General features: G+C 69.0%; 11 protein-coding genes, 1 other RNA gene, 2 pseudogenes and 1 riboswitch. Of the genes and pseudogenes, 12 read left to right on the top strand and 2 right to left on the bottom strand.

The window, feature by feature from the left end; genetic code table 11:
- The first annotated feature begins 64 nt into the window (after window positions 1-64).
- The 11 genes and pseudogenes from ACN9M6_RS05505 (at window position 65) to selB (ending at window position 10,973) form a co-directional block, all read left to right on the top strand.
- The gene (locus tag ACN9M6_RS05505; protein WP_419161916.1) at window positions 65-373 is read left to right on the top strand and encodes an HPr family phosphocarrier protein; all 309 of its coding nucleotides are present in this window, start codon (window positions 65-67) and stop codon (window positions 371-373) included.
- Window positions 370-2,118, top strand: a complete 1,749-nt coding sequence (ptsP, locus tag ACN9M6_RS05510) for a phosphoenolpyruvate--protein phosphotransferase (protein ID WP_419161917.1) — start codon at window positions 370-372, stop codon at window positions 2,116-2,118. Before ACN9M6_RS05505 ends, ptsP begins: the two co-directional genes overlap by 4 nt.
- A gap of 94 nt (window positions 2,119-2,212) precedes the next feature.
- Window positions 2,213-3,358: a methionine adenosyltransferase gene (gene metK / locus ACN9M6_RS05515; RefSeq protein ID WP_419161918.1), complete on the top strand. Its 1,146-nt coding sequence runs from the start codon at window positions 2,213-2,215 to the stop codon at window positions 3,356-3,358.
- Window positions 3,359-3,376: 18 nt separating this feature from the next.
- Complete coding sequence (locus tag ACN9M6_RS05520) at window positions 3,377-3,916, top strand: bifunctional nuclease family protein (protein WP_419161919.1); 540 nt, start codon at window positions 3,377-3,379, stop codon at window positions 3,914-3,916.
- Window positions 3,917-4,002: 86 nt separating this feature from the next.
- Window positions 4,003-4,136: riboswitch (cobalamin riboswitch) on the top strand.
- A gap of 99 nt (window positions 4,137-4,235) precedes the next feature.
- Window positions 4,236-4,535: pseudogene (locus tag ACN9M6_RS05525) on the top strand (ABC transporter substrate-binding protein); the annotation flags it as partial.
- Window positions 4,536-4,582: 47 nt separating this feature from the next.
- Window positions 4,583-5,161, top strand: a pseudogene (locus ACN9M6_RS05530) (ABC transporter substrate-binding protein); the annotation flags it as partial.
- Window positions 5,149-6,147 (top strand): FecCD family ABC transporter permease, encoded by a 999-nt coding sequence (locus ACN9M6_RS05535; RefSeq protein ID WP_419161920.1) that lies wholly within the window; start codon window positions 5,149-5,151, stop codon window positions 6,145-6,147. The pseudogene ACN9M6_RS05530 and the gene ACN9M6_RS05535, both read left to right, overlap by 13 nt.
- The gene (locus ACN9M6_RS05540; protein WP_419161921.1) at window positions 6,140-6,985 is read left to right on the top strand and encodes an ABC transporter ATP-binding protein; all 846 of its coding nucleotides are present in this window, start codon (window positions 6,140-6,142) and stop codon (window positions 6,983-6,985) included. Before ACN9M6_RS05535 ends, ACN9M6_RS05540 begins: the two co-directional genes overlap by 8 nt.
- 189 nt (window positions 6,986-7,174) lie before the next feature.
- A complete protein-coding gene (locus ACN9M6_RS05545; RefSeq protein WP_419161922.1) occupies window positions 7,175-8,305 on the top strand; it encodes a hypothetical protein in 1,131 nt (376 codons plus the stop codon).
- Window positions 8,306-8,329: 24 nt separating this feature from the next.
- On the top strand, window positions 8,330-9,070 hold the full coding sequence (recO, locus tag ACN9M6_RS05550) for a DNA repair protein RecO (RefSeq protein WP_419161923.1): 741 nt from the start codon (window positions 8,330-8,332) through the stop codon (window positions 9,068-9,070).
- Window positions 9,071-9,077: 7 nt separating this feature from the next.
- A complete protein-coding gene (selB, locus tag ACN9M6_RS05555; protein WP_419161924.1) occupies window positions 9,078-10,973 on the top strand; it encodes a selenocysteine-specific translation elongation factor in 1,896 nt (631 codons plus the stop codon).
- 16 nt (window positions 10,974-10,989) lie between these two features.
- Here selB and ACN9M6_RS05560 read toward each other — a convergent pair whose 3' ends face one another.
- Both ACN9M6_RS05560 and ACN9M6_RS05565 read right to left on the bottom strand, forming a co-directional pair.
- A complete protein-coding gene (locus ACN9M6_RS05560) occupies window positions 10,990-11,352 on the bottom strand; it encodes a C4-type zinc ribbon domain-containing protein (protein ID WP_419161925.1) in 363 nt (120 codons plus the stop codon).
- Window positions 11,353-11,396: 44 nt separating this feature from the next.
- On the bottom strand, window positions 11,397-11,849 hold the full coding sequence (locus ACN9M6_RS05565; RefSeq protein WP_419161926.1) for a PTS sugar transporter subunit IIA: 453 nt from the start codon (window positions 11,847-11,849) through the stop codon (window positions 11,397-11,399).
- A gap of 185 nt (window positions 11,850-12,034) precedes the next feature.
- Between ACN9M6_RS05565 and ssrA the strand changes: the two genes are divergently transcribed.
- Window positions 12,035-12,404, top strand: a transfer-messenger RNA (tmRNA) gene (gene ssrA / locus ACN9M6_RS05570).
- Window positions 12,405-12,435: the final 31 nt, after the last annotated feature.

The raw sequence follows: 12,435 nt of genomic DNA on the forward strand, positions 1-12,435 counted from the left end.
GGGCAGCCCTCGGGGGATTGCGACCCGCCGTCGATCGTTCGCTCGACCGGAGCGGAAGGTTCCTGTGACGACACGACACGAAGGAGCGGTTCGCATCCAGAACCGGCTCGGGCTGCACGCCCGCCCGGCCGCCGAGTTCGTGAAACTGGCCACCAGGTTCGATGCCGAGGTGTGGGTCGAGAAGGCGGAGGTGGAGGTGAACGGAAAGAGCATCATGGGCGTCATGATGCTCGCCGCTGAAGCAGGGTCCTCCATCAGGATCCGCGCCGCGGGTGCCGACGCGGAGTCCGCAGTCGACGCGCTGGTCACGCTGGTGCTGTCGGGATTCTCGGAGGAACTCGTGACGGACGGCTCGGAAGCGGAGACTCGGTGAGCGAGATCATCCACGGGATCGGGGCGTCTCCCGGTCGGGCCCTGGGCTCGATACGGCGGCTGGATCGGCGCGTGTGGCGACCGGAGCACCGGACCATCGCGGCGGACGCCGTCGAGCACGAGGTCGCTCGCTTCGAGGAGGCGCGGCGCTGGGCCGCCGATCGTATCCGCGAGACCCGCGAAGACGCGGCCCGGTCGCTGGGGGACGTCGAGGCACACATCTTCGATCCCCAGATCCTGATCCTCTCCGACCCCGATCTCGTAGCGGGCACCATCCGCTATATCCGCGAGAACTTCCTTTCGGCGGAGCGTGCCTTCGATTGGCGACTGACCGAACTCCGCACGGCGATCATGGACGCGGGACAGGTCATGGTGGTGGACCGTCTGGCCGACCTGCGCGACATCCGCTCCCGCGTGCTGACGCGGCTTGCGGGTCTCGAAACAGACCCGCTCGCGCTCCCGACGGAGGAGGCGCTGATCGCGACGGACGATCTCACCCCCAGTCTCGCCGTTCGTCTCGACCCGGATCTGGTGCTCGGCGTGGCGAGCGGGACCGGGTCCAGAACCTCGCACAGCACCCTCCTCGCCCGCTCCCTCGGCATCCCGGCTGTCGTCGGTCTGGGCAATGGCCTGGCGAAGATCGCCGACGGGGTAACGGCGCTCCTTGATGGGGGGAACGGACGCGTGGTCCTGCACCCGGGAGAAGCCGAGACAGCGGCGCACGTGCAGATGGCGCGCCGCCTCTCGGAGTGTCGGGAGGAAGGGCTGACACGCGACCCCGCCCCCCTGTTCACCGCCGATGGTGTACGGGTCCACCTCCGGGCCAATATCGACCAGCCACACGACGTGCCCGCGGCCCGGCGCGTCGGCGCGGAGGGAGTAGGACTCTTCCGGTCCGAGTTCCTGGTCATTGGCCGGCGTGTGATCCCCAGCGAAGAAGAGCAATACGAGGCTTACAGGGAGGTGATCGAGGGTTTCCCCGACCAGCCCGTAACCCTGCGCACGTTTGATATCGGGGGCGACAAGTTCCCCCTCTTCCTGGACATTCCTCCCGAGGAGAATCCATACCTCGGCTGGCGTGCGATTCGCGTCTGCCTGGACTTGCCGGAGCTGTTCAGCAACCAGCTGCGGGCCGCGATCCGGGCCGGCGGGGCGGAGGGCCGGATGCGGATCCTTGTCCCCTTTATCATCTCCGAAGACGAGATCCTGCGGACGAAGGAGATCGTCGACGGAGTGGCGGAGGAAATCGGGCTGGCGGCGACGATTCCCCTCGGCGTCATGGTGGAGACACCGGCCCTCGCGGATACGCTCGACCTGGTGGGACGACATCTCGACTTCATCAGTCTCGGGACCAACGACCTGACCCAGTACTCGCTCGCCGTTGACCGGGGGAACGCCCGGCTCCAGCACCTGTCGGATCCGCTGCACCCGGCGATGGTGCGCGCCTACCGCCGGGTGTTCGAGTCGGCGAGCGATCTCGAACTCGATATCGGTGTCTGCGGCGACCTGGCCGCCGACCCCGTCGGGCTCGCCCTCCTGCTGGCGCTCGGCTACCGGGACTTCAGCCTCGCGCCGACGTCCGTTCCCGAGATCCGGGAATTCGTCTCCCTGCTCTCCGCGGCGGAACTGGAGCGAGCCCTGGCCACCGCCGACCTCGGCGACGGAGTCTCCGGCCTTCGCCGCCGGCTGCGCGCCTGTCTCGAGGACGCGGTACCGGGAGCCGCCACGCCGCTCTCCATCGCCTAGACGACGTTGCCTGAGGGCAGCACGACGGCGAGTATCTTGGCCGCTACGTGCGCAGCGGCATCCTGTCGCCAACCACTGATTGGGAGAGCCAGCATTGGTCAAGGGGAATCAACCGTTTTCCTCGGAGTCCGTGACGGAGGGACACCCCGACAAGATTGCGGACCAGATCTCCGACGCGGTCCTCGATGAGATCATGTCGAAGGACCCGGCGGGCCGGGTCGCCTGCGAGACCCTCGTGACCACGGGACTCGTCCTCGTTGCCGGAGAGATCACGACCTCGGCCCAGATCGACATCCCGCGCATCGCCCGGGAGGTCCTGCGCGACGTCGGCTACACCCGTGCCGAGCACGGTATCCAGTGGGAGCAGTGCAGCGTGCTCACGGCGATCGACAAGCAGTCCGCGAACATCGCGCTGGGGGTCGATACGGGTGGTGCCGGCGATCAGGGCATGATGTTCGGGTACGCGACGGATGAGACTCCGGAGCTCATGCCCCGGCCCATCATGCTGGCGCACGCGCTCGTGCGACGTCTCGCGGATGTGCGGAAGTCCGCCAGCATCCCGTGGCTGCGGCCGGACGGGAAGGCTCAGGTGTCCGTCGAGTACGCCGACGGCGAGCCCGTCCGGATCACGACCGTCGTCGTCTCCGCCCAGCACGAAGAGGATGTCGAGCAGGAGGAAATCGAGTCGGCGATCCGCGATGAGGTGATTGGGCCCGTGCTTCCCTCGGCGCTGTACGACAGCAACCGGGTGAAGACTCATATCAACCCGACGGGCCGCTTTGCGATCGGCGGGCCGCAGGGGGATGCCGGGCTCACGGGACGTAAGATCATCGTGGACACCTATGGCGGCGTGGGGCGGCACGGCGGCGGCGCCTTCTCCGGGAAGGACCCTTCCAAGGTGGACCGCTCCGCCGCCTACGCGGCGCGCTGGATCGCCAAGAATCTGGTCGCGGCCGGCCTCGCCCGGCGCGTGGAGGTGCAGCTTGCCTACGCGATCGGAGTCGCGGAGCCGGTGAGCGTGATGGTCGACACGTTCGGCACCGGAGGGCTGGGAGATGACGCGCTGGCTCGCCGCGTGGTGGACGTCTTCGACCTGCGGCCGGCCGCGATCATCGATCGGCTCGGACTCCGCAGCCCGATCTACCGCCGGACGGCCGCCTACGGTCACTTCGGCCGGGAACCGGGAGAGGGAGGGTTCACGTGGGAACGCACCGACCAGGTCGACGCGCTCGCAGGGTAGCGTCGGGAGGATGTCGGAGTGATTGAGCAGGGGATGCAGGAGGTCACGGTCGCGAGCCTCGGGCTCGACAAGGTCTCCGGAGCACCGGTCGTGATCCTCAAGGAGAAGCACGGGGATCGGCTCCTCCCAATCTGGATCGGACCGGGGGAAGCCTCGGCGATCGCGATGGAACTCGCGGGAGTCCAGTTCGCGCGCCCTCTGACCCACGATCTGTTCAACGCGGTCGTGCGTGGGCTCGGCAGCGCCTTCGTCCGCGTCCTGATCACGAAGGTCATCGACAACACCTACTACGCTTCGCTCGTCTTCCGGAGAAACGGCGAGTTCATCTCCATCGATTCCCGGCCCAGCGACAGCATCGCGCTCGCCCTTCGCGCAGAGGCCCCCATCTATGCGGAGGAGAGTCTGCTGGAGACGACGGAATACGATATCGAGGAGGCGGCTCCCCCCGAGCATGAGGAACCACTCCTCGAGAGCGGGACGAGCGAGAGCCCGGAAGAGCCCCTGAGCGACTACCTCAAGGGGTTGGACCCGGAGGACTTCGGCCGCTTCGATCCCTAGCGGCCACCGGGTCCGGGGCGGGGTTGCTTGCGCGTTCTGACGGGCCCCGCGCATGTTGGCGCCGACGCTCGGAGACATGGACGGGCAAACGGAAGTCGGTGAGAATCCGATGCGGCCCCGCCACTGTGAGAGGCCCGGGTAGCGGCACACCCACTTTTCTGCGTACGCAGCCACGGCCACACCGGAAGGCGCGCGGAGAGAGCCTCGAGCCAGGAGACGTGCTCGTCCATGCCCTCACGAAGCTCTTCGCGGGAAGAGCGGGGTCGGCCCGCCGTTGTGTGGTTGCACGGCGTACCCCGCTCAGGACCAGGAGCGGGGGATGACGCCTCACACCAGGATCCGTTCGCACGCTGCCCTCGCTGCTGCGGTGGCCCTCGCCTGTGGCACGCCCGAGCCGGAGCCGGCGGGACGGTCGGAGGAAGCGCAGCGACCCGACACGCCGGAGCGCATCGTCTCGCTCATTCCCGCGGTCACGGAGATCATCTTCAACCTCGGCGCTGGAGACCGGCTCGTCGGCCGCACGCATTGGGGCGTGTATCCCCCCGCGGCGCAGCAAATCCCCGATGTCGGCGACGGGATACGTCCGGCCGTGGAGGCTGTGGTCGCCCGGGATCCGGATCTCGTCATTCTGTATGACGGGAGACGAACCGGTCGACCCGCGAACAGCTCGGCCGCCTCGGTGTGCCGACGCTCGCGTTGCGCCATGACACGGTGGAGGACCTGCGGCGCAACATCCTTCGACTCGGTGAGGTCATCGGCTGCGAGGCCGGTGCCCAGGCCCTGGCCGACCGGATAAACCGCGGACTCACGGCGGCCTCGGTCGCGACAGAGGGGCGTCCTCGCGTCCGCGTGTACTACGATGTCTGGTCCCAGCCGCCGATCACGGTCGGGCGCGGCAGTTTCATCGATTCACTGCTCACGATCGCGGGTGCCAAGAATGTGTTCGGGGACCTCGCCGGCGCCGCACCGCGGGTGAGTCTCGAGGCGATCATCGACCGCGATCCGGAGCGGATCCTCGTTGCCGTCCCGCCGGACGCGCTGGACGAGACACCCAACCTGGCCAGCCGGCACGGTTGGGACGGGATCCCTGCCGTATCGGCGGGCCGGATCTCCACCCTCGACCGGGATCTCGTCAATCGCCTCGGTCCACGGGTGGTCGATGCGGCGTGGGCGATCGCCCGCAGAATCGACCCCGGCCTTCCGAAGCCCCCGCCGGACGCCGCGGAGTTCTCTTGCCGAGCGTAAGACGGCCCGTTGGCGGGGCGCTCCTGCTGCTTCTCCTTCTCGGCGCGGCGGCGGCCGCGGGTCTCCTGCTCGGGGCGGCGAACGTGTCCCCATCGGAGGTGTGGGGGGCCCTCTCGGGCCGGGACGTGGACCCATCCGCGCGGACCATCGTCGTCTCGCTCCGTCTGCCCCGGGTCGTCGCGGCCGCGCTCACGGGCATCGCGCTCGCGATCTCGGGGACACTCTTTCAGGCCCTGCTCCGCAACCCGTTGGCCGAGCCCTATCTGCTTGGTGTTTCGTCGGGCGCGGCCCTCGGCGCGGTGCTCGCCCTCACAGTGTTCGGCGGTGCCCTGGGGCCATTGGGAACCGCGAGTTTCGCGCTCGTCGGAGCCCTGGTCGCGATCGCCGTAGTGTTTCGCGTCGCGCTCGGGGTCGGACGCCTCGACACGCACGTGCTTATTCTCGCGGGCGTGGTCGTCGCCGCGTTCTTCGGTGCCGGCGTGATGCTCCTGCTCTCCCTGGCCGAGGCGGATGCCACGCGCTCCGCGATTCTGTGGACGATGGGGAGCCTGGAACGGGCCGGCTGGGAATCCACCGTCACGCTGGCCGTCGCGGCGCTGGGTGGTGGTGCGCTCTCCTATGGGCTCTCGCGACACCTCAACGCGCTCGCCCTGGGTGAGGAAGCGGCGGCCTACCTGGGGGCGCGCGTGGAACTGATCAAGCGCACGGCGTATCTGATCGCCTCGCTGCTCGCGGCGGTGGCCGTGAGCACGGCGGGCGTGATCGGTTTCGTGGGTCTCGTCGTACCGCACGGGGCGCGCATGCTCTGGGGCAGCGACCACCGTCGCCTCCTCCCGCTCGGCGCGCTCGGCGGCGCGGTGGCGCTCGTCGTGGCGGACACCGTGGCCCGCACGGCGCTCCGGCCCCTGGAACTCCCTGTCGGCGTCGTGACGGCGCTCCTGGGTGTCCCCCTCTTCCTCGTGCTCCTCAAGCGGACCCATGCCTGAGTCCGGCGCCGGCGGCGCGCTCGGAGGCCGGTCCATCGAGCGGCGCGCCGCCTACGGACTCGATGAGGTAACGTACCGCTATCCGGGGGCGACGGCCCCGGCCGTCCGAAACCTGACTCTCGATCTCCCCGAGGCCGCCTTCAGCGCGATCATCGGTCCCAACGGGGCGGGGAAGAGCACCCTGGTTCGGCTGCTGGGAGGGCTTCTCAAGCCGGAGAAGGGGACGGTGCGGCTGGATGGCCGGCCCTTGCCCGCCTGGGGCCGGGCCGCGCTCGCCCGCCGGATCGCCGTCGTGTCGCAGGACGCGCCCCCGAGGGGTCTCCGAATCAGCCTCGAGGCGTATGTGGAACTCGGCCGAAACCCATATGTGAGCCCGTGGGCGCCACTCGGACGCCGGGACCGCGACGTCACGCGGGCCGCCCTCGCCTGGACGAATCTCTCGCAGCTCGCGTCCCGCCCGCTCGCCGAGCTGTCCGGCGGCGAAAGCCAGCGCGCCAAACTCGCCCGGGCCTTTGCCCAGGAGCCCGGCGTTCTCGTCCTGGACGAGCCGTCGGCTCACCTCGACTTCCGTCATGCCCTGTGGGTGTTCGACGCCCTCCGCGCTCGCGTTCGGGACGAAGCGCTTACCGTCATCTGCATCACCCACGACATGCAGCTCGCAAGCCGCTACGCGGACCGGCTGGTCCTCCTGTCGGAAGGGCAGGTGGTCGCCTCGGGCCGCCCCGGCCCCGTGCTCGCTTCGCCCGCTCTGGGCGCGACCTACGGCTGCGAAGTCCGGGTCGAAGCGCTGGGGGAACTCGGCCACTCCGTACTTCCGGTCCGCCCGCGTCCCCAATAGGGGTCCGTCAGACGTTACACTTGACGGGGGCCGCGACCAACTTCCCGGACGCGGACGAAGATGCGGGTCCGCTTGCTTGCCGGCACCGCGAACCGGAGCTTCCCCCCCGACGGACCGGTGCGGCGCGGGCTTCCCCGCGGGCGGGATGACCGGGTGCGTACGGGTTCACGGGTGCGACAGGAGAAGAGAATGCGGAGATGGGACTCGGTTACTGTGACGGCGCTCGCCGCCGTCCTGGCCGGCTGCAACGAATCGAGCGCGCCGGGGCCGGACGGCCCCGGGGTCGTCACGCCCGACAGGTCCGACATCGCGGTCCTCAACTCGATTTCGGGGACGTTGCAGCAGTTCAATCGCATCGACGACCGCCTCGTGCCCTTCGGGCAAGATATACAGCTCGGGGCCGGGTTCGACGGAGAGTCGGTCGATTTCCTCCAGGATCTCTGGGTCACGACATCGGACGCTCCCGGCGGCAGCCAGGTCCTGTTCGGATCGTTCTCCACCGGCGAGCAGACGGTCGCGGTCTTCCCGGGCAACGCATCGGTGGATCCGGGCAAGCCCACCGTGATCGCCGATGCCGCGGGCACCCTGGGCGCGCTGGTCCCGGCACGGGGGCTGGACGCGATTTTCGTCGCCTTCCCGGGTGCGCCGATGGCCCAGCTGGTCATCGAGCGGGTGGGCACCTTCGTCGAGCGTGCCGTCCCGGCCGGCCTGTTCATCGTGTCCATCGACGCGAATCTGGACGACGAAGGAGGGGAGCTTCAGCCGCTGGGTCCGCCGCGGATGGCGTTGCACGAGTTCCTCAGCGGCAGCTTCTTCGATGAACTGCGCCTCCCGGAAGGAACGACGGGCGCCACCGAAGCTCTGGTGCTGGAAGACAATCTGCTCTTCCTTGCGGGGGGGAGTCTCGATCCCGCGACCTCGGCCCCCATGGGTAACGGCAGCCTTGTCGAGATCAATGTCACCGCCCGGGGCGTACAGGACATGAGCGCCCTCGGCGGGAACGGTCTGTCGATGGAGCCGGGACGGAACGGCCTCATCTACATCGTGCGAAGCAAGGGCACGACCACCGACACCGACGTGCTCACGTTCAACTTCTCGGTGCGGGTCTTCGAGCGTGGCCCGGACAACCCGATCCAGCCGCTCGACCGCGACGGTTCGAGTCTGAATTGCCGAGTGGTCAGCGCTTTCCTGGACGGTGAAATGCTGTGCTCGACGTACGAGACCGGTTCCCGGGGACGTCTTATCCTCCTTTCGGCGGATGGCGAGTTCATCTCCGACACACCGACCGGAGCGGGTACGACGGATATCCTCCTGCGCTGACGCAGGCCGGCGCCGGCGAGACGGGTGAGCCTCGTCACCACCCGGGCGGTCGTCCTTCAGACGTACCGGTACAGCGAGACCAGCAAGATCCTGCGTCTGATGACGTGGGAGCTGGGGCCCTGTTCGACGCTGGCCCGGGGTGCGCTCCGCCCCCGCAGCCGCTTCGGCGGCCTCCTGGAGCCGTTCGTGGAGGGAGAGGCGACCTTCTACATGAAGGAGGGACGCGATCTCCACACGCTCTCGAACTTCGAGCTCGTGCGAGACCGTCGCGGTCTCGACCAGTCGCTCGAACTCTTCACGATCGCCTCCGTGCTCTGCGAACTCGTGATGCGGCTGGCCCCCGAGCATCGCGACGCCACGCTGTACCAGACGCTGACGCGCGGTCTCGACGGGCTACACGGGCTAGGCGGGAGAGCGGCAGAAGGTCCCGTCAGGGGGGGGCTCGAGTACGTGTGGGGCGTCGTGGACGCGCTGGGTTTCCGTCCCGAACTGGAGCGGTGTGTCGCTTGCCGGCGGCGCGTCGGCAAGGAAAGGGTACGGTTCGATTTCCCGGCCGGCGGCCTCCGCTGCGGGTCGTGCGGCGCCGGCGGTCCACGACTCGATGCGGCCGAGATCGACGCGCTTCGGGCGCTGGTTTCAGGTGTCCCGGCGGCCGCACCCGGCCCCTACGGGAATCAGGGCCGCTGGCTGGCGGAGTTCATTCGGTACCACCTCGCGGAGGGCGCGAAGCTGAACTCGCTGCCCTTCCTGAGCCGCCTCACGTGAATGGGCGATGAGCGACCGGCGCGGGATCGTGATCGGGACCGCCGGCCACGTGGATCATGGGAAGACGGCCCTCGTGCACGCCCTCACAGGTGTCGAGACGGACCGCTGGCTGGAAGAGCGCAGGCGGGGGCTCACCATCGATCTCGGCTTCGCGCGGCTGGAACTCGATCCGGAGATCGAGACAGGTATCGTCGATGTACCGGGACACGAGGACTTCCTCAAGAACATGCTCGCGGGGGCGACCGGCATCGACGTGCTCCTCCTCGTCGTGGCCGCGGACGAAGGGCCGATGCCCCAGACGCGGGAGCACCTCGCCATCGCGGAACTCCTTGACGTGCGGCGGGGAGTGGTGGCGCTCACAAAGCGCGACCGGGTCGATGAGGAGTGGCTCGAGCTCGCGGAGGAAACGACACGTGAACTTCTGGCGGAGGACCCGGCGCGGGCCTCATGGGACGTCGTCCCCGTTTCGGCCCTCACGGGCGAGGGGATCGAGGACCTGCGGCGGGCCCTGTGCGCATCGGTATCCGGCCTCGGGAGGCACGCCGAGGATGATCTCTTCCGGCTTCCGGTCGACCGGTCGTTCTCCATTCGCGGTACGGGCACCGTGGTCACCGGAACGGTGTGGAGCGGTTCCGTAGGGGTGGGGGACACGCTTGGCGTCGTGCCCGGCGGCGCGTCGGCCCGCGTACGAGGCCTCCAGGTGCACGAAGACCCGCGTCGCCGCGTCACGGCGGGCCGCCGGTGTGCCGTCGCGCTCGTCGGCGTGTCGTCCTCGGCGGTGGCGCGCGGCAGCGTGCTCGTCGACAACCCGGAGTGGAACCAGAGCGAGCGCCTCGGCGTGCGCCTGAGAGCGCTCGGAGCCCGCGATCGGCCTCTCGAGCACGGGCAGCGGCTGCGCGTCTACCTCGGTACTCGCGAAGTCATGGCCAGGCTGCACACCGCGGACCGGGCCCCCATCGCGCCGGGGCAGGGAGCTTGGGCCGTGCTCGCCCTCGAGTCCCCACTCCTGGCCCGCGCGCGTGATCGAGCCATCCTGCGCTTCTACTCGCCGGTGGCCACGATCGGGGGGGGCCGTGTCGCGGAACTCGATCCGCCGCCCGACTGGGCTCCGCGCACGGCCGCCTGGCGTTCCGTGCTCGACGGCACCCCCGCGGAGGCCGTGGAGTCAACCGTCGCCCTGGAAGGGTCGCTCGGCCTCCCCGTGGACACCGCGCCGATCCGCCTGGGCCGCCGCGCCGCCACCCTCGAGCGTGCCGCCACCGAGGCGGATTGCCGGCCCATCGGCGGGCGCTGGTTCGCCTCCGGGGCCACTTCCGAAGCCATGCGCGCGGTCGAGCGGGCCGTGGCTCGCCTGCACGAGGCCGACCGGAGGGCCGCCGGGGTGTCCAAGGAAGCCGTCCGGTCCGCGCTCGCCCCTGCCTGCGACGGCGCACTGGCCGAGACCGCCCTGCGGCAGCTGCTTGCGGACGGGCGGCTGGTCGAGAAGGGCCCGCGCCTCGCGCTTCCCGGCCACACTCCCCGTCTCACGGAAGCGGAACAGGCGGCCCGCGCCGAACTGGCCGCGACGATCGCGGAGGCCGGCTTGCAGCCCCCCCTCGTCGCCGAGCTGGGCAAGCAACTCCGGCTGGCCCGTCCGGTGCTCGACGACCTGTTGCGGTTGCTCCAGGAGGCCGGGACGACGAAGGCCGTGACCCCCGAGTTCCACATCTCGGTGGCGGCCCTGGATGACCTGGAAGCGCGTGTCCGCGAACTGCTGGTGGACGGGGTGCCGGCGGCGCCGACGCGGTTCAGGGAGGTGTTCGCACTCTCCCGCAAATACCTGATCCCCCTGCTGGAATATCTGGACCGGGAGGGGGTGACCCGCCGCACCCCTGAAGGCAGGGTCCTCGCCGGACGCCGCTAGCTGCCGCCGCCGGGCGTCAGTCGAGGTGGTACAGGAAGCAGCCGCAGTACTCGCATGATTCCACGCGCCGGTTGCGATCCGCTTCCGAGGCGCGTGCCGTCGCCAGCGCGACGAAACAGCCGTAGCAAATCCCGTTGAGGACCGGCGCGACGACCCTCGGGGCCTTGTCCGCGATCCGGTGATAGCGCTCCCGAACGCCAGGCGCGAGGCGCCCTTCCAACTCCTCGACCTTCTCATCGAGCGACCGGATGGCGTCCTCGATCTTGATGTCGAAGACATCGGCCTCGAGGTCCGTCATCGTGCCGTCCGACAGACCTCGGCGCTGCATCCTCAGATCCTGGATTTCGAGAAGTAGCTCGAGTTGCGGGTGCATGGTCATCTCAGACCTTCCGCCGCAGGCTCCCGGGCGCTCCCGGGCCGGCCTCAGACATCCTTCGCTTCGAGCAGCTCGATGAATGCCTCGGGCGTCGCGAGTTCGGCGAGCGCGTCCGGCACGTCGGGTTCCTTCCCGAACTGCGCGATCTTCCCCAGGACGGGCAGATACTGATTGGAGACCTCGAGCGGAGGGGCCACGATGAGGAAAACGTACCGTACCGGCTTCTCGTCGATGGCCTTGAAGTCCAGCCCCGACAGCTTTCTCCCGAACGCGACCCGCAACCGCGTGACAACGAGCGAGCGGCAATGCGGAATGGCGATGCCGCGTCCGATGCCGGTGGACCCGAGGTTTTCCCGGCGCTTCAGCATCTTGAACAGGATTCCTTCGGACTTTTCATCGAGACCCAGACACGACACCAACTCCTTCAGGGCCTCGTCCTTGGTCTCGGCCGCCAGTTCAAGCTTGATGGCGGACGGCGCGAACAACTCTCGAAGCTGCACTGGGATCTATGGTCTCCTCCCCGCGGGCGCGTGGGGCGCGCATCGGGATGATGATCAACGGATTACGCCGGACCCGGCGAGCTTCGAGTATACCGGCGCCGGTTTCCGGCTGTCAAAGAAAACCCGGGCCGGCTCCCCCGGAACTTGCGCGCCGTGGCAAAAGAAACGACCGTATATCCATAGCAGGGGGCGACACGGCTTCGACGCGTGAACTGGAAGCCGCGGAAGCGTGCCGAGGTGCCCGGGGCCTCGTTAAACACCGGGAAACCTTTAGGTGCCAACGATGGTTTGGCTCTGGCTGCGTAAGTCTACGTAGTCCGTCCCCGGGAGGGCTGGGCCCGAGGAACTCCCGACGGACGTCGATAAATCGGGCTGGTTACCCAGACGTGCCGCGCGGCGGGGTGACGAGAATGCGGCGAGAGCCGTAAGCGTGGCTGGTCCCGGGAGGGGTGGTTCGTGAACCCGACCGGGACGAGATCCGATCGCGAACTACGCACGTAGATGCCGTGGCGGATGGGCTCGCGGACGCGGGTTCGATTCCCGCCGCCTCCACTTCGGCCCGGGGCGTCTCCTCTCGTGGGAGCGC

It is taken from the genome of Candidatus Palauibacter sp. (assembly GCF_965197445.1).
Classification (GTDB): Bacteria; Gemmatimonadota; Gemmatimonadetes; order Palauibacterales; family Palauibacteraceae; genus Palauibacter.